The sequence below is a fragment of the Streptomyces rhizoryzae genome, from assembly GCF_023155275.1.
Classification (GTDB): Bacteria; Actinomycetota; Actinomycetes; order Streptomycetales; family Streptomycetaceae; genus Streptomyces; species Streptomyces rhizoryzae.
Genome location: NZ_JALMUV010000005.1, coordinates 23,268 through 40,247, shown reverse-complemented (window position 1 = coordinate 40,247; position 16,980 = coordinate 23,268). Strand labels below are relative to the sequence as shown.

The 16,980-nt window shown below is 75.0% G+C and carries 14 protein-coding genes and 1 pseudogene; 8 read left to right on the top strand and 7 right to left on the bottom strand.

Annotated features, from left to right (window positions below; translation table 11 throughout):
• The first annotated feature begins 56 nt into the window (after positions 1-56).
• From MUU72_RS06185 to MUU72_RS06170, 4 genes are all read left to right on the top strand, one after another.
• Positions 57-629, top strand: coding sequence for a hypothetical protein (locus MUU72_RS06185; RefSeq protein WP_248012280.1), 573 nt, complete (start codon positions 57-59; stop codon positions 627-629).
• Complete coding sequence (locus MUU72_RS06180) at positions 622-1,842, top strand: MAB_1171c family putative transporter (RefSeq protein ID WP_248012103.1); 1,221 nt, start codon at positions 622-624, stop codon at positions 1,840-1,842. Before MUU72_RS06185 ends, MUU72_RS06180 begins: the two co-directional genes overlap by 8 nt.
• Positions 1,843-2,000: 158 nt before the next feature.
• Positions 2,001-3,221, top strand: coding sequence for a cytochrome P450 family protein (locus MUU72_RS06175; protein ID WP_248012102.1), 1,221 nt, complete (start codon positions 2,001-2,003; stop codon positions 3,219-3,221).
• 210 nt (positions 3,222-3,431) lie between these two features.
• A complete protein-coding gene (locus MUU72_RS06170; protein ID WP_248012101.1) occupies positions 3,432-4,382 on the top strand; it encodes a D-alanyl-D-alanine carboxypeptidase family protein in 951 nt (316 codons plus the stop codon).
• Positions 4,383-4,395: 13 nt separating this feature from the next.
• On the opposite strand, the gene MUU72_RS06165 is transcribed toward MUU72_RS06170, so the two are convergent.
• The 7 genes and pseudogenes from MUU72_RS06165 to MUU72_RS06135 form a co-directional block, all read right to left on the bottom strand.
• On the bottom strand, positions 4,396-5,007 hold the full coding sequence (locus MUU72_RS06165; RefSeq protein WP_248012100.1) for a DUF309 domain-containing protein: 612 nt from the start codon (positions 5,005-5,007) through the stop codon (positions 4,396-4,398).
• A gap of 143 nt (positions 5,008-5,150) precedes the next feature.
• Complete coding sequence (locus MUU72_RS06160) at positions 5,151-5,480, bottom strand: DUF427 domain-containing protein (RefSeq protein ID WP_248012099.1); 330 nt, start codon at positions 5,478-5,480, stop codon at positions 5,151-5,153.
• Positions 5,481-5,724: 244 nt separating this feature from the next.
• Positions 5,725-5,952: a GNAT family N-acetyltransferase gene (locus MUU72_RS06155; RefSeq protein ID WP_372503013.1), complete on the bottom strand. Its 228-nt coding sequence runs from the start codon at positions 5,950-5,952 to the stop codon at positions 5,725-5,727.
• 257 nt (positions 5,953-6,209) lie between these two features.
• Positions 6,210-6,818, bottom strand: a complete 609-nt coding sequence (locus MUU72_RS06150; RefSeq protein ID WP_282503734.1) for a thioesterase family protein — start codon at positions 6,816-6,818, stop codon at positions 6,210-6,212.
• Positions 6,815-7,804: a 3-hydroxyacyl-CoA dehydrogenase NAD-binding domain-containing protein gene (locus MUU72_RS06145; RefSeq protein ID WP_248012098.1), complete on the bottom strand. Its 990-nt coding sequence runs from the start codon at positions 7,802-7,804 to the stop codon at positions 6,815-6,817. Before MUU72_RS06145 ends, MUU72_RS06150 begins: the two co-directional genes overlap by 4 nt.
• Before the next feature lie 254 nt (positions 7,805-8,058).
• A complete protein-coding gene (locus tag MUU72_RS06140) occupies positions 8,059-8,955 on the bottom strand; it encodes a beta-keto acid cleavage family enzyme (RefSeq protein WP_248012097.1) in 897 nt (298 codons plus the stop codon).
• A gap of 542 nt (positions 8,956-9,497) precedes the next feature.
• Positions 9,498-10,346: pseudogene (locus MUU72_RS06135) on the bottom strand (TetR/AcrR family transcriptional regulator); the annotation flags it as partial.
• Positions 10,347-10,551: 205 nt separating this feature from the next.
• On the opposite strand from MUU72_RS06135, the gene MUU72_RS06130 reads away from it, so the two are divergent.
• The 4 genes from MUU72_RS06130 (at position 10,552) to MUU72_RS06115 (ending at position 16,656) form a co-directional block, all read left to right on the top strand.
• Positions 10,552-12,615, top strand: a complete 2,064-nt coding sequence (locus MUU72_RS06130) for a SpoIIE family protein phosphatase (protein WP_248012096.1) — start codon at positions 10,552-10,554, stop codon at positions 12,613-12,615.
• Between the two features lie 93 nt (positions 12,616-12,708).
• The gene (locus MUU72_RS06125; RefSeq protein WP_248012095.1) at positions 12,709-14,091 is read left to right on the top strand and encodes a type I glutamate--ammonia ligase; all 1,383 of its coding nucleotides are present in this window, start codon (positions 12,709-12,711) and stop codon (positions 14,089-14,091) included.
• On the top strand, positions 14,088-15,290 hold the full coding sequence (locus tag MUU72_RS06120; protein ID WP_248012094.1) for an amidohydrolase family protein: 1,203 nt from the start codon (positions 14,088-14,090) through the stop codon (positions 15,288-15,290). Before MUU72_RS06125 ends, MUU72_RS06120 begins: the two co-directional genes overlap by 4 nt.
• Positions 15,291-15,348: 58 nt before the next feature.
• Positions 15,349-16,656, top strand: a complete 1,308-nt coding sequence (locus MUU72_RS06115; RefSeq protein WP_248012093.1) for an MFS transporter — start codon at positions 15,349-15,351, stop codon at positions 16,654-16,656.
• The last annotated feature ends 324 nt before the right edge of the window (positions 16,657-16,980 follow it).

Here is a 16,980-nt window from a genome sequence, read left to right as displayed (position 1 = left end):
ACCGGATCTTCACTACCTGGCGGCGGGCCGGACACGAGGACGGAACGAGCATGCGAGTGGGGCAGATGCGCAGGCGGTGCAAGCAGCTCATCAAGGAGCTGCGGCTGCCCGCCTCGACCGACCTGCGGAGGATCTGCGACATCGTCGCGGCACGGGTCGAACGGCCCGTCCACCTGGTGCCGATGAGCCTGGGCGGGGTGGTCTCCGGGATGACCGCCACCACCGACGACGGCTACTGGGTCTTCTACGAACTCAAGACCTCCCCCTGGCACCAGACCCACATCGTGCTCCACGAACTCAGCCACCTCCTCCTCGGGCACGCCCAGGACCCGGCCGTCACCGAGGACGCCCTGCGGATGTGGACGCCGTCCGTCGACGTCGCCACCGCGATGCGCCGGATGGGCCTGACCATGGGCTTCGCCCGCCACCACGGCTACGACAACCTCGCCGAGCGGGAGACGGAGGTGCTCGGCACGCTGCTGATGGAGCACGTGGTGCCCATGGCGGTCGAGCCCGAGCTCCCGCTGGAGGGGCCGGCCGCCGAGGTCGCCGCGGCGCTCGGCCCCGCGCTCCAGCACATCCGCCGCCAGCAGGAAGCGGCCGGACCCACCGGAGGCGCCGGTGTTTGACCTCGTCTACCTCTGCTTCGGGGCCGCCGCCTGGGCGCTGGTGGCCTACAAGGCGGTCGCCTGGTTCCGGGACCGCAGCAACGCCGACCTCGGACTCACCTGCGTGATGACCGGCGGCGTGGCGACCGTCTTCCTCTTCTCCGCGCCCAGCCTCTACCGCGCCTTCGACCACCTGGTGGGCGTCGCCAACCTCGCCATGGTCTTCCTCTACTCCTCCGTGGTGGTCTTCGCCGCCGGCGCACTGGTCCTGCTGCTCCGCTGGACCGCGGGCGAGGGCGAAGCCGCCCGCCGCCGCGCCCGCCGCCGGGCCCGGACCGCCGTCGGAACGGTCGCGGCCCTGTGGGCGGTCGCCGTCACCGGCTTCGCCGTCGGCCGCCCGGACGCCGTCGAGCACCCCCGTGACTTCAGCACCGCCTACACCGACGCCCCCGGCGTCATGCTCTTCCTCGTGCTGTACCTGGCCATCTTCGGCGCCAGCCTGGCCGGTCTGGGCACCCTCTGCCCCCGCTACGCGCGACGGCTCGGCAGCACCTGGCTCGCCCGCGGCCTGCGGGTGCTGGCCGCCGGCTGCTGGCTCGGCCTGGTCTACTGCGCCTGCAAGGTGATCGGCTTCGCCCTGTCGTGGACCGGCCACCCGGCCCCGTGGCTCTCCAACGGCGTCGCCCCGCTCAGCGCCTCGGTCGCCGCGCTCCTCGTCCTCGCCGGCTTCTCCCTGCCGGCCGCCGGCCCCCGGGTCGCCGCCTGGCGCCGGCTGCGCCGCCTCACGCCCCTCTGGCGGACCGTCACCGCGCAGAACCCCGAGGTCACCATGGACGGCTCCCGGTGGACGGGCCACTGGCCCTTCGCCGATCTCGAATGGCGCGCCAACCGCCAGATGGCCGAGATCCGCGATGTCCAGCGCGGGATACGCCGCCACGTCGAGTCCGACGCCATCGACATCGTCCGCGAACGCGCCCGCGCGGTCTCCCTGGACGACCGCCAACTCGCCGCGGTCGCCGAGGCCGCCGCCCTCCGGCGCGGCCTGGAGAACCGCGCGGTCGGCCACGTCCCCGCCCACGGCGCCGACAGCGTGGTGGTCACCGAGGACCGCGACGGCGCCCAACCGGCCGCCGAGTACGAGCACTTGGCGCTGGTCGCGGACGTCTACCACTCACCGCTGATCGAGACCGTGCTCACCGAGTTGCGCCAGCGCAGCGCCACACCGCGCAGCTGACCGCGACCGCACAGACGGGGTGGCCCGGTACGGGGGTCCGGGCCTCCCGCGCCGCGCACGGCGGCACCGGCCCCGGCCGGTGCCGCCCGGCGCCCCGCCGCACCCCCGCACGCCGCTCCCCGACGGGAGTCCGGCGCCACCCCCTAGAGTCGGACGCCATGCAGAACACCGCCGAGACCGGGCCCGCCGCCCTCACCGACACCACGCCCCTCCTGGACGACCTGTACGCCGCCTGCGCGGCGCTCCGCGAGGCCGGGCCCGTCCACCGCATCGCCGGCACCGACGGGCAGCCCGCCTGGCTCGTGACCCGCTACGAGGACGTCCGCAGCGCGCTGGCCGACCCCCGGCTCTCGCTCGACAAACGGCACGCCACCCCCGGCAACTACCGCGGCTTCTCCCTGCCGCCCGCCCTGGACGCCAACCTCCTCAACATGGACCCGCCGGACCACACCCGGATCCGCCGCCTGGTCGCCAAGGCGTTCACCCCGGGGCGCGTCGAGGCGCTCCGGGCGCCCGTCCGCCGGATCGCCGACGACCTGCTCGACGCCATGGCCGCCGCGGGCCGCGCCGAACTCGTCCGGGACTACGCCGGGCCGCTGCCGATCACCGTCATCTGCGACCTGCTCGGCGTCCCCCAGGCGGACCGGCGCGACTTCCTCGCCTGGTCGGACGCGCTGATCACGCCCGATCCGGCCCGGCCGCAGGCGATGAAGGAAGCCGTCGGCGCCATGCTGGACTTCTACACCCAGCTGATCGCGGCCAAGCGCGCCGAGCCCGGTGACGACCTGCTCTCCGACCTGATCGCGGTCCGCGACGACACCGAGGGCACGGCCGGCGACCGGCTCAGCGAGGACGAACTGACCTCCCTCGCCTTCCTCATCCTGCTCGCCGGCTACGAGAACACCGTCCAGCTCATCGGCAACGCCGTCCTCACCCTTCTCGACCACCCCGAACACCTCGCCGCGTTGCGCCGAAATCCAGCCGAACTCCGGGGTGCCGTCGAGGAGTTCCTGCGCTACGACGGGCCCACCGCCCTGGCCATCCGCCGCTTTCCCGTCGAGGACGTGGAGATCGGCGGCGTCCGCATCCCGGCCGGCGAGAGCGTGCTGCTCTCCGTCGCGTCCGCGAACCGCGATCCGGCCCGCTTCGCCGAGCCCGACCGCTTCGACCCGGCCCGCGGCCTGACCGGCCACCTCGCCCTGGGTCACGGCATCCACTACTGCCTGGGCGCATCGCTGGCCCGGACGGAGGCGGAGATCGCCGTCGGCGCCCTCATCAGCCGCTTTCCGGGGCTGCGCCTCGACATCCCCCGGGACGAAGTGCGACACCGTCGGACCATCCGGGCACGTGGCCTGATTTCGCTGCCCGTGGCCTGGTAATCCGCTGACGCACAAGTTTTTGATGCGTATCCGTTCAGTCATGCGGTAGAAAAGTCCTGGGACCCGCCCGGTGTGCATCCCCCGTCGCACCGGGCGGGTCCTCCTTTGCGCCTGCGCACCGCCGCGACACGCCGGGCCCGTTACCCCGTCCGGTGGTCCGTCCGGCGCAACCGTGCTGCGTACCGGGCCCGCCCTCCATAGCGTGACCCCATGGCAATCGACGCGCTTGTGTCCAAGAAGGCCGGGGCGCTGGCCCTGATCGCCGCCACCGGCCTGTCCCTGACGTCCATACCGGCCGGTGCCCGGCCGGCCGCCCCGACGGCCCGTCAGCCCGCCGCGGCCGCCCGCCAGCTGCCCGCCGGCCTGTCCGCGCTGGCCTGGATGGTCGCCGACGCCGACACCGGCAAGGTGCTGGCCTCCCGCAACCCGCACCGCAGACTCGCCCCCGCCAGCACCCTGAAGACCCTCTTCGCGGTCACCGTCCTGCCCAAGTTCGCCGCCGGCCGGGTCCGCCAGGTCAGCGCCGCCGACCTCGCCGGCCTCGGCTCCGGCAGCAGCGTCGTCGGCGTCCGCCAGGGCCGGAGCTACACCGTCGCCGACCTGTGGCGCGGCGTCTTCCTGCGCTCCGGCAACGACGCGGTCCACGTCCTGGCCTCGATGAACGGCGGCTGGTCGGCCACCGCCCAGGAAATGCAGCAGACCGCCCGCCGACTCGGCGCCCGCGACACCACCGTCACATCCCCCGACGGCTACGACGCCCCCGGCCAGGTCTCCTCCGCCTTCGACCTGACGGTCTTCGCCCGCGCCGGCCTGGCCAACCCCGACTTCGCCCGCTACTGCTCCACTCCGCGCGCCACCTTCCCGGCCGCCGGCGGCGCCACCGTCCAGATCGAGAACACCAACCGGATGCTCGTCGGCTCCCACGGCCTGCCCCGCTACCCGGGCATCATCGGCGTCAAGAACGGCTACACCAGCAAGGCCGGCAACACCCTGATCGCCGCCGCCCGCCGCAACGGCCACACCCTCATCGCCACCGTCCTCAACCCCCAGTCCGGCGAGGCCAACGGCGTCTACAAGGAAGCCGGGGCGCTCCTCGACTGGGGCTTCAACGACGTCGCCGGCAGCGAACCGGCCCCCCGCGCCCGCCGCTCGGGCGCGTGACGCCGCGCACGGCTCAGCGGGCCGCGCGCAGCCGGGGAGCCGCCGCGGCCGCCGGCACCGCACCGGCCGCCCCGCCCCCCGCGGCCCCGGTCAGCCGGCCGGCCAGCCCCGCCGCCCACGCCGTCAGCCCCGCCACATCGACACCGTACGGCGGATCCCCGGCATACGGGACGAGGGCCGCCGCACCCCGCTCCAGCAGCGCCGCCCCTCCCGTCGCGTTGCCGCGCGCCGCGTGCGTGAGCCCCACCGCGAGCTGGGCCAGCCCCCGCCACAGCTCCCGCTCGCCCTCCCCGGCGGCCTTCCAGGCGTCCTCCAGCACCTCGTGGGCGTGGAACGGCATCCCCGCGTCCAGCAGCCGCTGCGCCTCCGCCAGCGACTCGTCCGGTGTCCGGGCCACCCCCTCCGGCTGCCGCTCCACGCCCGGTGCCCCGTAGGGCAGCGGCCGGCCGAGCCCGTCACGCGGTCGCGCGTTGCGCGCCCGGCCCTGCTCGTCACGATCCCGCCGCCGGGCCGCCGTACCCCCGCCGTCGTGACCGCGGGACGGCTTCCGGCGCTCCTGTTGCTGTTGCTGTTGCTGTTGGTGTTCCTGTTGCTGTTCCTGTTGCTCTTCCTCCTGCGCATTCACCCTTCGATTGTGCGCCGGGGGAGGGGCGGCCGGCGAGGCGGAGGCGGGCGCGCGGGGTGGCCGGGGCGGGCCGTCAGCGGCCCGGCTTCGGCCCTGGTGCCTTCGTCCCGGTGGCTTCGGCTCTCCGCCTTCTGCCGCGCGTGTTACGCCAACTCCGTGTCGTAGAAACAGAAATGGTCCTTGATCGCCGCGACCTCGGCATGCGGTTCGGGGTAGGCCCAGGCGACGTCCTCAGGGCCGCCGTCGAGCGACCAGTAGGAGGCGGTCCCCTTGAACGGGCACACCGTGTGGGTCGCGGAGGGCGTCAGCAGTTCCGTCCGCACATCCTCCGGCGGCAGGTAGTACCGCACCGGATAGCCGGTCTCGGCGAGCAGCAGCGGCCGGCGGCTCTCGGCGAGCAGCTGCCCGTTCACCACCACCCGGACATGGTCGGAGCCTTCTTCGATGTCGATACGGTGGCCTTGTGGGGACATCACCCTGATCTCCGTTCGCGCGTCGGACCGGTACCACCTCAGGGTCGCATCCGGGAAAGCGTCAGGGAGATCCCTGACGCCGACACGTCCCGCGATCGGCACAGTGTCAGTCATGACAACGACCAGCGCGACACCGCTCCCTTCCGCACCCCGGCCACCCACTCCGCCCCGTGCGCCACCCGCAGAGCCAGGGGAGTGGTCGGTGTCCTCGGGGCCGTGTGGGGGCCGGTGCGTGACCGTGCTGTCAGGAGGTGATCGTATGTTCGGTGAAGTGGCCGCAGGAGCGGAAGCCCAGCCGCCGGTAGAGGGGTTCGCCCTGGGCGGATGCCTGGAGGACGGCGACGGCGCAGCCCTGGGCGCGGGCGGCGTGCAGGGCGGTCAGGGTGAGGGCGCTGCCGTAGCCGCGGCGGCGGTGTTCGGCCGGGGTGCAGATGTTGTAGAGGCCGGCGACGCCAGGCGTGTTCGGCGAAATTGCGCTCCATCCTCGCCAGCAGGGCCTGCGGCGGGACGGAGGGATCGGGGAGATCGGAGGGATCGGGGAGATCGGAGGGATCGGGGGGTACGGCGGGTTCGGAGGGGTGAAGGGGAGCGGGTGGACGGGGTGGGTCGGATGGGTGGGAGGGAGCGGGTGTTGCGGAAGGCGGCGGTGCGTCGGAGGGAAGGGGGTGTTGAGGGGGCATAGGGGGTGATGCGACCACAACGCGGGGCGGGTGGCATCTGAATTCCGGGTCAGGTGCCGACGGGGCGGATGCCCTGGCCGGCCCAGGCGGGGGCCGGGGCGGTCAGAGCGGCGAGCCGGTCGCGGGTGGCGTCGGGGAACGCGACGGCGTGGCCCTGGTGCTGGTCGACATGGAGGGTGAACAGCTCTTCGGTGGCCACCGGGTTGCCGGTGGGAGCTCCGGCGGCGTCGCAGACGTACATCTCGTGGAGGAGGCGGAGTTTCTTGGCGGCGGTGCCCAGCACCGTGGTGTGGACGGCCAGTCGGCTGCCGCGCGGGACCTCGTCGAGGTAGCGGACGTGGGCTTCGACGGTGTAGAGCGAGCAGCCGGTGTCTGACCGGTAGGCGGCGCCGAGGCCGCACGCGTCCATCAGGGCGTCGGTCGCGAAGCCGAAGACCAGGACGTAGTACGCCTCGCTGAGGTGGCCGTTGTAGTCGATCCAGTCGTCCTTGACGACCTGGTGGAAGAGGGGGAGGGGGCCCCTCCCGGGCGTCGAGGCTCCCGGGGTCGCCGAGGCCCCCGAGGCTCCCGGGGCCCCCGGGGTCACCGAGTTCGCCGCGTTCACCGAGTTGATCGCGTCCATCGCGTCCATCGGGTTCATCGCGTCCATCGGGTTCATCGGGCCTGCTCCCCGGAAGCGCTGGCGGGGGATTGGGGGAGGCGGCCGGTGGCGCGGAGGACGTTGATGACGCCCTGGTCGCGTTCGGCCACCAGGTCGGCGTAGGTGCGGTTCCCGGCGGCGGCAGCGCAGCCGTCGACCATGGCGTCGCGGAGGGCGCGGTCCAGTTCCGGGGCCTCCAGGCGGGTCCAGGGGGACTTCAGGGACGGGCCGAAGTGGTCGAGCATATGGGCCATCCCGCCCTCGCCGCCGGCCAGCGCGAAGGTCAGGCAGGGGCCCATGAACGCCCAGCGCAGGCCCGGGCCTTCGGTGATCGAGGCGTCGATGTCCGCCACGGTCGCCTCGCCGTTCGCGACCATGTGCAGGGCCTCCCGCCACAGGGCCTCCTGGAGGCGGTTGGCGATGAAGCCCGGGAGCTCGCGGTCCATGGTGATCACGGACTTACCGGCCAGGTCGTAGAAGCGGGACGCCCAGGCCACGGCCGCGGGGTCGGTGTGCGTACCGCCGACGACCTCGACGAGCGGGATGAGGTACGGCGGGTTGAACGGGTGGCCGACGACGAGGCGGGACGGGTCGGCGGCCGTGGTCTGCATATCGGTCATCGGGTAGCCGGAGGTGGAGGAGGCGATGACCGCACCGGGCGAAGTGGCGGCGTCCAGTTCGGCGAGGAGGGAGCGCTTCAACTCCAGCTTCTCCGGGGCGCTTTCCTGGACGAAGTCGGCGTCGGCGACGGCTTCGGCGAGGGTCGGGGCGACCGTCAGCCGGTCCGGGGAGGCGCCGTCGGCGAGGCCCAGCTGCTCCAGGGCGGGCCAGGCGGCGGCGACCAGGCGGCGGAGTTTCGCCTCGGCGTCGTCGGCGGGGTCCCAGGCGGTGACGTCGTAACCGCGGGCGAGGAAGTGGGCGACCCAGCCGCCGCCTATGACGCCGGCGCCTATACAGGCCACGCGGCGGGCGGCTTCCGGGGAGGTGGCGGGGGTGTAGGGCATGGGTGTGCCTCCGTGGGGTGCGGGTGGGTGGGGGTGGGGCTGGTGCCGGTACCGGTGTGAAGTGGTGCGGGTGCGGGTGCGGGTGCGGGTGCGGGTGCGGGTGCGGGGGCTGCCGGGGTGCGGCTGGTGCCGGCACCGGCGTGAGGGGTGGTGCCGGTGTGGGGTGGCGGGGCTGGCGCCCCGGCCCGGGCGCCGCCGACCCGGGTACGCCGCTCCGCCCCCGGCGTGGTCGCCCGGTCAGTTGGCGTCCGAGGTCAGGTGCGGGGCTTCAGGCCCAGGCGGGTGCGGGCCTGGTCGGGGGTGGCGACGGTGGCGCCGAGGAGTTCGGTGATCTGCACGGCGCGTTCGACGAGTTGGGCGTTGGTGGCCTTGACGCCGCGGCTGAGGTAGAGGTTGTCCTCCAGGCCGACCCGGACGTTGCCGCCCAGCAGGATCGACTGGGCGACCCAGGGCATCTGCATCCGGCCGAGCGCGAAACTGGCCCACTCCGCGCCCTCGGGGAGCATGTTCACCATCGACTGGAGCACTCCGGGGTCGGCCGGGGCGCCCCACGGTATGCCCATGCACAGCTGGAAGGCGGTGGGGTCGTCCAGCAACCCCTCGGCGAGCAGCTGCTTGGCGAACCACAGCTGCCCGGTGTCGAAGATCTCCAACTCCGGCCGGACGCCCAGCTCCTGGATCCGCCGGGCGCCCGCGCGCAGCATGTCGGGGGTGGAGACGTAGAGCGTGGAGCCGTCGCCGAAGTTGAGGGAGCCGCAGTCCAGGGTGCAGATGTCGGGCAGCAGGTCCTCGACGTGCGGAAGCCGTTCCAGGCCGCTGACCAGGTCCGTTCCGGGGAGGTGGGTGAGCGGCCGCTCCGGGTCGATGACCAGGTCGCCGCCCATGCCGGCGGTGAGGTTGATGACGACGTCGGTGCCGGTCTGCTTGATGCGGTCGACGACCTCGGCGTAGAGGCGGGGGTCGCGGGACGGGGCGCCGGTCTCGGGGTCGCGGACGTGGATGTGCACCACCGCGGCGCCCGCGGCGGCCGCCTCGACGGCGGAGCGGGCGATCTGCTCGGGCGTGACCGGGACGTGCGGGGAGCGGCGGACGGTGTCGCCGGCGCCGGTGAGGGCGCAGGTGATGATGACCTCGTCGGTGGGGGTGGTCATGGGGTCCTTTCGGTTCGGGAGGGGCTGGCGGAGCGGTCGGGGCGGGGCAGGCGGCGGGCTGGCGGCGGTGGGCTGGGCGGGGGTGGGCCCGTCGCACCCGGTGGCGGTCGGTGGGGGGGTGGGTCGGTGGGTCGGCCGTTCAGTCGGTCGGTCGGGCCGGTCCGCGTGCGGTGCGGTTGCTGCAAGAGCGACTGGCTGAGGTCCGAGGGGCTGAGGTGCGAGGGGCCGCGGAGATGAGGCGCGGCCACCGGCGACCGGCACCCCCTGGAAACCCCTCACTCGGGCCCCTGCTCCTGCTCCGGCCCCGCCCCGGCCCCCGGCCCCGCCTCGGCCTCTGGACTCGATCCGGCTTCCGGACCCGGCCCGGCCTCCCGACCCACCTCGGTCTCCCCGCCCGCCCCGGCCTTCGGCCCAGCCACCCCGCCCACCCCAAGACCCCCCGCCGCCTCGCTCGTCTCCTGCGCCACCGCGCTCGTCTCCTGCGCCACCCCGCTCGTCTCCTGCGCCGCCCCGGATTCCCCCGCCGCCCCCCGCCCCACGTCCAGTTCGTTGCGGACGAAGGCCAGGAGGGCGGTGTGCATGCTGTCCGGGGTGGTGCTGTCGGGAGCGGTGGCCAGGACCTGGGTGGCGAGGCCGTCGATGAGGGCGGTGAGGCGGAGCGCGGTGACGTCGGGGTCGACGGGGCGGAAGACGCCCTGGGCGGTGCCGCGGCGCAGGACGTCGGCGACCGTGGTGCGCCACTGGCGGTAGTAGTGCTCGTGCAGGCGTCCCACCGCGGTGTCCCGGGCGGCCTGGGCCCACAGGTCGAGCCAGACCAGCCACTGCCGGCGCTGCTGTTCGGTGCGCGGGGTCTGGAGTGCGATCAGGTGGAGGAGTTCGGCGCGGGCGTCGGGGGCGGCGGCCAGGCCGGCCGCCCGGCGTGCGGTGTCCTCGTCCATGCACCAGCGGACGGCGGCCTCCAGGAGGTCGTCGCGGCCGGGGAAGTGGTAGTGCACGGCGGCCGGGCTGGTGCCGCAGGCGGCGGCGATGTCGGTGACCCGTACGGCGTGGAAGCCGTGCTCGGCGATCAGGCGGACGGTCTCCCGGACGATCTGCAGCGGGCGGCCGCCGTCGGGGACGGGCGCGGGGCCGCGGCCGGGCGGCGGCGCCGGGCGTTCCGGGGCGCCCAGCAGCCAGCCGGTGTCCACGCCGCCGAGATCGGCGATCCGGACGATCTCGGCGAGGGTGAAGCGCCGGGTGCCGCCCAGGGAGCGGGAGAGTTTGGAGGGGTCCATGACGATCCGGCGGGCGAATTCGCGCTGGTTGCAGCCGAGCCGGGCGATGACCTGCCGGACGCGGTCGGTGACGTGTCCGGTGTCGTCCGCGATCCGGCCGCCGGGGTCTTCGTCCATGGCCGGGGACGCTAACAGGGCGTTGAGAACATCGCAATGGGTGGGGTGATGTTCCGGGGTGGAAAGTGCTGGTGGAGGAGAGGTGGGGAGAGGGTGATGAGGGAGGGCTGAGACTGTAGTCAGGAGTGGGGCGGGTGGGGTGGCGGGGGGTCGGGCGGGGGCGCTGGACAGGCCGCAATACGGGTGAATGTGGCAAAGTGACGGCATGGCTGACCGGGGAGCGAAGCGGCCCACCGTGTCGGTGCCGGACGACTGGCCCGCCCACCCGGACCTGACGCTGGCGCTCAACGGCATGGGCGGCTTCGACTGGGACCTCGACAGCGGGCTGATGCACCTCGATCCGCCCGCCCTGGACGTTTTCGACCTGCGGCCGGGGGAGTACGACGACCGGCCGGCGAGCCTGGGCCGCCGGGTGCCGGGCCACGAGGCGGCCCGCCTCGACGCCCTGGTGGCCCGCGCGCTCAAGGACGGCAGCCACTCCTACGGCGCCTACTTCCGGATCCGGCGGCGGGACGGCGAGCTGCGCTGGACGCACGCCCAGGGCAGCATCCGCCGCGACCCCACCGGCCGCCCCCGCCGGATCATCGGCGTGGTCCGCGACGCCTCCGAGGAATACGCCCAGGCCGCCGAGCGGATCGCGGTCACCGAGGAGCGCCGCCGGCACGCCGGGATCGTCGAGCGCACCACCGCCGCCCTGGCGCACGCCCGCACGGTCGGCGAGGTGATCGGTGTCCTCGCCGACGAGCAGGGGCTGAGCCGGCTGGGCGCGGAGAACGTCATCCTCGGCCTGGTCGAGGCAGGGCGGATCCGGCTGGTCTCCGAGGGGCGGGCGGGCAGCTTCGTCCCGGACCTGGAGTACACCAAGGTCGGCGACGAGTTTCCGATGAGCGAGGTGGTGCGGACCCTCAGGCCGCGGTTCGTCCGCAGCCGGGAGGAGTTCCGCACCGGGTTCCCGCGGCTGTGGCCGGCCATCGAGCCGCTGAACGTCGGCTCCGCCGCATACCTGCCGCTGATCGCCCAGGGCCGCCCGATCGGCGTGATCGGGCTGTTCTTCGAGCGGGAGAGCGAGTTCGGCGACCAGGAGCGCAGTGTGCTGGTCGCGTTGGGCAGCAGCATCGCGCAGAGCCTGGCCCGGGCGATGCTCTACGACCAGGAGCACGAGATCGCCGCCGGGCTCCAGCAGGCGATGCTGCCGCGCCGGATCCCCGGCGTCCCCGAGGCGCAGATCGCGGTCCGCTACCGCTCCGCCCGGATGGGCCGGCACATCGGCGGCGACTGGTACGACGTGATCCCGCTGCCGGACGGCCGGGTCGCCGCGGTCATCGGCGACGTCCAGGGCCACGACACCCAGGCCGCCGCGCTGATGGGCCAGCTGCGGATCGTGCTGCGGGCCTACGCCGCCGAGGGGCACGCGCCGGCGACGGTGGTGGCGCGGGCCTCCGCGTTCCTCAACGAACTCGACACCGACCGGTTCGCCACCTGCACGTACGTGGACGCCGACCTGAGCACCGGTGCGGCGCGGTTCGTCCGGGCCGGGCACCTGGACCCGATGGTGCGGCACGCCGAGGGCATCTGCCGGCGGCTGCCGGTGGCGGGCGGGCTGCCGCTGGGCATCTCCTCGGAGTTCCGGCTGCTGGACTACCCCGTCACCACCGTCCACCTCGCCCCGGGCGACACCCTGGTGCTGTGCACCGACGGGCTGGTGGAGGAGCCGGGGGCCGACCTGGACGCCGGGCTGCGGCAGCTCAGCCGCGAGGTCCGCGAGGGCCCGCAGGACGTCCAGCAACTCGCCGACCGGCTCTGCGAGTCGGCGGACGGCCGGCGCGGCGAGGACGACATGGCGCTGCTCCTGCTGCGCCGCCTCGGCCCGCCGCAGCACGACACGGTGGGCCGCTTCCGGCAGCACATCGCGCCCGCCGACCCGCAGGGGCTGTCCGCCGCCCGCCACATGATCCGCGCCGCGGTCCGCGCCTGGGGCGCCCGGGAGCGCGCCGAGGAGATCGAGCTGGTCGCCGACGAACTGATCACCAACGCGCTGCTGCACACCGACGGCGAGGCGATCGTCAACATCCGTATGCCGCACGGGGTGGAACGCCGGCTGCGGCTGGAGGTCGAGGACGCGTCCAGCAGCCTGCCGCGCCGCCGGGAGCCGGGCGAGGCCGGGGTGTCGGGGCGCGGACTGCTGCTCGTCGACCGGCTGGCGGACGTCTGGGGAGTGGAACCCCGCGGCGGCGGAAAGTGCGTATGGTGCGAGTTCAACTGTCCCTGACCGGGACGGCCCTGGCCGGCCGGGCCGGCGGCGGAAGGGCACACAGCGGGATCGGGCGCCGAGGGATCGGCACGGCCAAGTGAGGACTGCTCTATGGGAACGCGGGCGGAAGAGCGCGAGAGCGCCCGCCAGTCGGCAGCGCGGCTGGACGCGGAGGGCGTCGGCAACGTCGCGCTGACCTGGGTGGACAACGCGGGCATCACCCGGGTGAAGACCGTTCCGGCGCGGCGGCTGCCGGACGTCGCCGCCCGGGGCGTGGGGATGTCGCCGGTCTTCGACGTCTTCACCTCCGACGACGCCTGCACCGCCTCCGACCACCTCGGCGGCCCCGACGGCGATCTGCGGCTCTTCCCCGACCTGGAGCGGCTCACCGTCCTGGCCGCCCAGCCCGGCTGGGCCTGGGCCCCGGTCGACCGCTACGACCAGCTGGGCCGGCCGCACCCGGCCTGCCAGCGGCTGTTCGCCCGCCGGATGGCCGAGCGGGCCGCGGCCGCCGGGCTGGAGCTGCGGATGGGCTTCGAGACGGAGTGGGTGGTCACCCGCGCCCCCCAGGGGACGGCCGGCCCCGACGCGCTCGACTACCCGTGCGCCGGGCCCGCGTACGGCATGGCGCGGGTCGTGGAGCTGTCCGACTACCTCCGCGACGTCACCGAGGCGCTCACCGTCCAGGGCGTGGACGTCCTCCAGCTCCACCCCGAGTATGCCCCGGGCCAGTTCGAGGTCAGCACCGCGCCCGCCGACCCGGTGCGCGCCGCGGACGAGGTGGTCCTGGTCCGGGAGACGGTCCGCGCGGTCTCCGCGCGGCACGGGCTGCGCGCCGTCTTCGCCCCGTCCGTCGTCGCCGGCGAGGTCGGCAACGGCTGCCACCTGCACCTCAGCCTGCACCGCGAGGGGACGAGCCTGCACCGGGCCGCGGGCGAGGAGTGGGCGCTGGCGCCGGACGCGGTGGCGTTCCTGGCCGGGGTGCTGGAGACGCTGCCCGCGCTGCTGGCCATCGGCTGCCCGTCGCCCGCCAGTTACCTGCGGCTCCAGCCCTCGCACTGGGCCGGGGTCTACCAGTGCTGGGGCGTGGAGAACCGCGAGGCCGCGCTGCGGCTGGTCATCGGCGCGCCCGACGACCCCGACGGCGGCAACGCCGAGGTCAAGACCTTCGACGCCGCCGCCAACCCCTACCTCGCGGTGGGCGCGGTGATCGCGGCCGGTCTGCACGGCATCGACACCGCGGCCGTGCTGCCGGCCCCGCAGACCGGCGACCCCGGCGCCCTGGGCGTCCGCGAACGGGCCCGGCGCGGCATCGTCCGGTTGCCGGCCACGCTCACCGAGGCCGCCGACCGGTTCGAGAAGTCGGCGCCGCTGCGCGAGGCGCTGGGCGAGGTGCTGCACGGTGCGGTGCTGGCGGTCCGCCGGGTCGAGGAGGCGCACTTCGCCGACCGCACGCCGGAGGAGATCGCCGCGGCCACCCGCGGGCGCTGGTGAGCGCCGCGGCCGGCCCGCCGGCCGGCGGGCTGCCGCCGCTGGTGGACCACCACTGCCACGGGGTGCTGCGGTACGAGCCGGACGCCGCGGAGTTCGCCGGACTGCTCACCGAGGCGGACCGGCCGCCGGCGCCCGGCACCTCGTTCTTCGACACCCAGACCGGCTTCGCGGTCCGCCGCTGGTGCCCGCCGCTGCTCGGCCTGCCCGCGCACTGCCCGCCGGAGGACTACCTGGCCCGCCGCCGCGAACTGGGCCCGGACGCCACCCGGCGCCGCCTGCTGTCCGCCACCGGCATCGGCGTCTACCTCCTCGACACCGGGCTGCCCGGCGACCTGACCGGTCCGGCCGAGACCGCCGCCGCGGGTGGCGGCACCGGGCGGGAGGTGGTGCGGCTGGAGGCGCTGGCCGAGCGGCTCGCCGCCGGCCACCGCGCGGGCGGCGCGGCGGACGCCGAGGGCTTCACCGGCGCCCTGGAGCGCGCCGTGCACGCGGCGGCCCGCACCGCCGTCGCGTTCAAGTCGGTGGCCGCCTACCGGCACGGCCTCGCCCTCGACCCCCGGCCGCCCGGCCCGGACGCGGTGCGGACCGCGGCCCGGGACTGGCTCGCCGCGGGCGCGCCCCGGCTGGCCGACCCGGTGCTGCTGCGCCACCTGATCTGGCTGGCGGTCGCCACCGGCCGGCCGCTCCAGCTGCACACCGGCTTCGGCGACCCCGACCTCCGGCTGGACCACGCCGACCCGGCGCTCCTCACCGACCTGCTGCGGGCCACCGCCGACACCGGTACCGACCTGGTGCTGCTGCACTGCTACCCGTACCACCGCCAGGCCGCCTACCTGGCGGCGGTGTTCCCGCACGTCTACGCCGACGTCGGGCTGACCCTCACCCACACCGGCACCCGGGCCGCCGCGGTGCTCGCCGAGTTCCTGGAGCTGGCGCCGTTCGGCAAGCTGCTGTTCTCCACCGACGCCTACGGCCTGCCCGAGCTGTACGTCGTCGGCAGTGCGCTGTTCCGCACCGCGCTGGCGGAACTGCTGGACGGGTGGACGGCGTCCGGGGCGTGGTCGGCGGCGGACGCCCGGCGGGTCGGCGCGATGCTCGCGGCGGACAACGCACGGCGGGTGTACGGGCTGGCGGGGGACGTCCCGGAGGAGGACGGGCCGGGGGCGGGCGGCCCGGGGGCCGCCGGGCGGGAGAGGTAAGGGGCACTCGGCCGGATCACCCGTTCACCGGCGGCCGGGTGGCGTGGTTTACTGCCGCGTGCCACGTACAACGACCTCCGATGCGCCCGCCGGTGACCGGGCCGCCCCGGCCGGAAAGCCCCGCGGACCGCTGAGCGGCCGGATATTCGCCGATCTGACGCCGCTGCGCACCTCGCCGGACTACCGCCGCCTGTGGTGCGGCAACACCGTCTCCTGGATGGGCCAGCAGATGACCGCGCTGGCGGTCTCCCTCCAGGTCTACGCCCTCACCCGCTCCACCTTCGCCGTCGGCCTGGTGGGCCTGTGCTCCCTGGTCCCGCTGATCGTCTTCGGGCTCTACGGCGGCGCCGTCGCCGACACCGTCGACCGCCGCAAGCTCGGCCTCGTCAGCGCCGCCGGAGCCACCGTGCTGTCGGTCGCGCTGGCCGCCGCGGCGCTCGCCGGCTACCACCGGGTCTGGCTGCTCTACACCGTCGTCGCGCTCCAGGCCGTCTGCTTCGCGATGAACTCCCCGGCCCGCTCCTCGATGATCCCCCGGCTGCTGCCCGCCGAGCAGCTGCCGGCCGCCAACGCCCTGTCGTCCCTCACCACCAACCTCGGCCTGATGGGCGGGCCGATGCTGGGCGGCCTGATCGTCGGCTGGTGGGGCTACCAGGCGGCCTACCTCATCGACGTGGTGGCGTTCGGCGCCTCCCTCTACGCCATGTGGCGGCTGCCGGCGATGCGGCCCGGTGCGGGCGACCGGCCGCCGCGCCGCGCCTCGGTCCTGGACGGCCTGCGCTTCCTCGCCACCCGCCCCAACCTGCGGATGACGTTCTTCTCCGACCTGGCCGCGATGGTGCTGGCCCAGCCCCGGGCGCTCTTCCCGGCGATCGCCGCGCTGTGGTTCGGCGGCGACGCCAGGACCGTCGGCCTGCTCGTCGCGGCGCCCGCGGTCGGCGCGGTGCTCGGCGGGCTGTTCTCCGGCTGGCTCGGCGGCGTCCGCCGGCACGGCCTGGCCATCCTGCTGGCGGTGGCGGGCTGGGGCGCGGCCATCGCCGCCTTCGGCCTCTCCCGGCACCTGTGGCTGGGCCTGTTCTTCCTGGCTGTCGCGGGCTGCGCGGACACCGTCTCGATGGTGTTCCGCAGCACCATGCTCCAGGCCGCCACCCCCGACGAGATGCGCGGCCGCCTCCAGGGCGTCTTCGTCGTGGTGGTCGCCGGCGGGCCGCGGCTCGGCGACTTCCTGGCCGGCTCCGCCGCCGACCTCACCTCGCCCGCCGCCGCGGTGATCGGCGGCGGCCTGGCCTGCGTGCTGGTGGTGACCGCGCTCGGGCTGGGCCGCCGCGCCTTCGCCCGCTACGACGCCCGCGACCCCCGCCCGTGACGCCCGGGCGACGGCCCGGCCCGGCGCCGGAATCCACCGTGCGCCGGGGCCATGGACGGGCCAGACTCGGGTACGGGGGCTCATAAGCCACCAGTCGTCCCATACCGGAGGCCCGCCGTGCAGCGGCACCCGCACACCGACCGCGGTCGCACCGCCGACCGAGAACCGCAGCCCCCACCGGTCCCGCCGGACCCCGGAGGCCCGCCGCCGGGTCCCGTCCCGGAGCCACCGCCCGGCCCCGCCCCGGAACCGCCGCCCGGCCCCGGCCCGATGCCCGGGCCGCCGCCGCACCCGCCGGCGCCGCCCCAGCCGCTCCCGCCGGAG

Coding starts and splice junctions, on each gene's coding strand:
- MUU72_RS06175 (WP_248012102.1), top strand. CDS start 2,001: ATGCAGAACACCGCCGAGACCGGGCCCGCCGCCCTCACCGACACCACG.
- MUU72_RS06170 (WP_248012101.1), top strand. CDS start 3,432: ATGGCAATCGACGCGCTTGTGTCCAAGAAGGCCGGGGCGCTGGCCCTG.
- MUU72_RS06160 (WP_248012099.1), bottom strand. CDS start 5,480: ATGTCCCCACAAGGCCACCGTATCGACATCGAAGAAGGCTCCGACCAT.
- MUU72_RS06150 (WP_282503734.1), bottom strand. CDS start 6,818: ATGAACCCGATGGACGCGATGAACCCGATGGACGCGATGGACGCGATC.
- MUU72_RS06145 (WP_248012098.1), bottom strand. CDS start 7,804: ATGCCCTACACCCCCGCCACCTCCCCGGAAGCCGCCCGCCGCGTGGCC.
- MUU72_RS06140 (WP_248012097.1), bottom strand. CDS start 8,955: ATGACCACCCCCACCGACGAGGTCATCATCACCTGCGCCCTCACCGGC.
- MUU72_RS06130 (WP_248012096.1), top strand. CDS start 10,552: ATGGCTGACCGGGGAGCGAAGCGGCCCACCGTGTCGGTGCCGGACGAC.
- MUU72_RS06125 (WP_248012095.1), top strand. CDS start 12,709: ATGGGAACGCGGGCGGAAGAGCGCGAGAGCGCCCGCCAGTCGGCAGCG.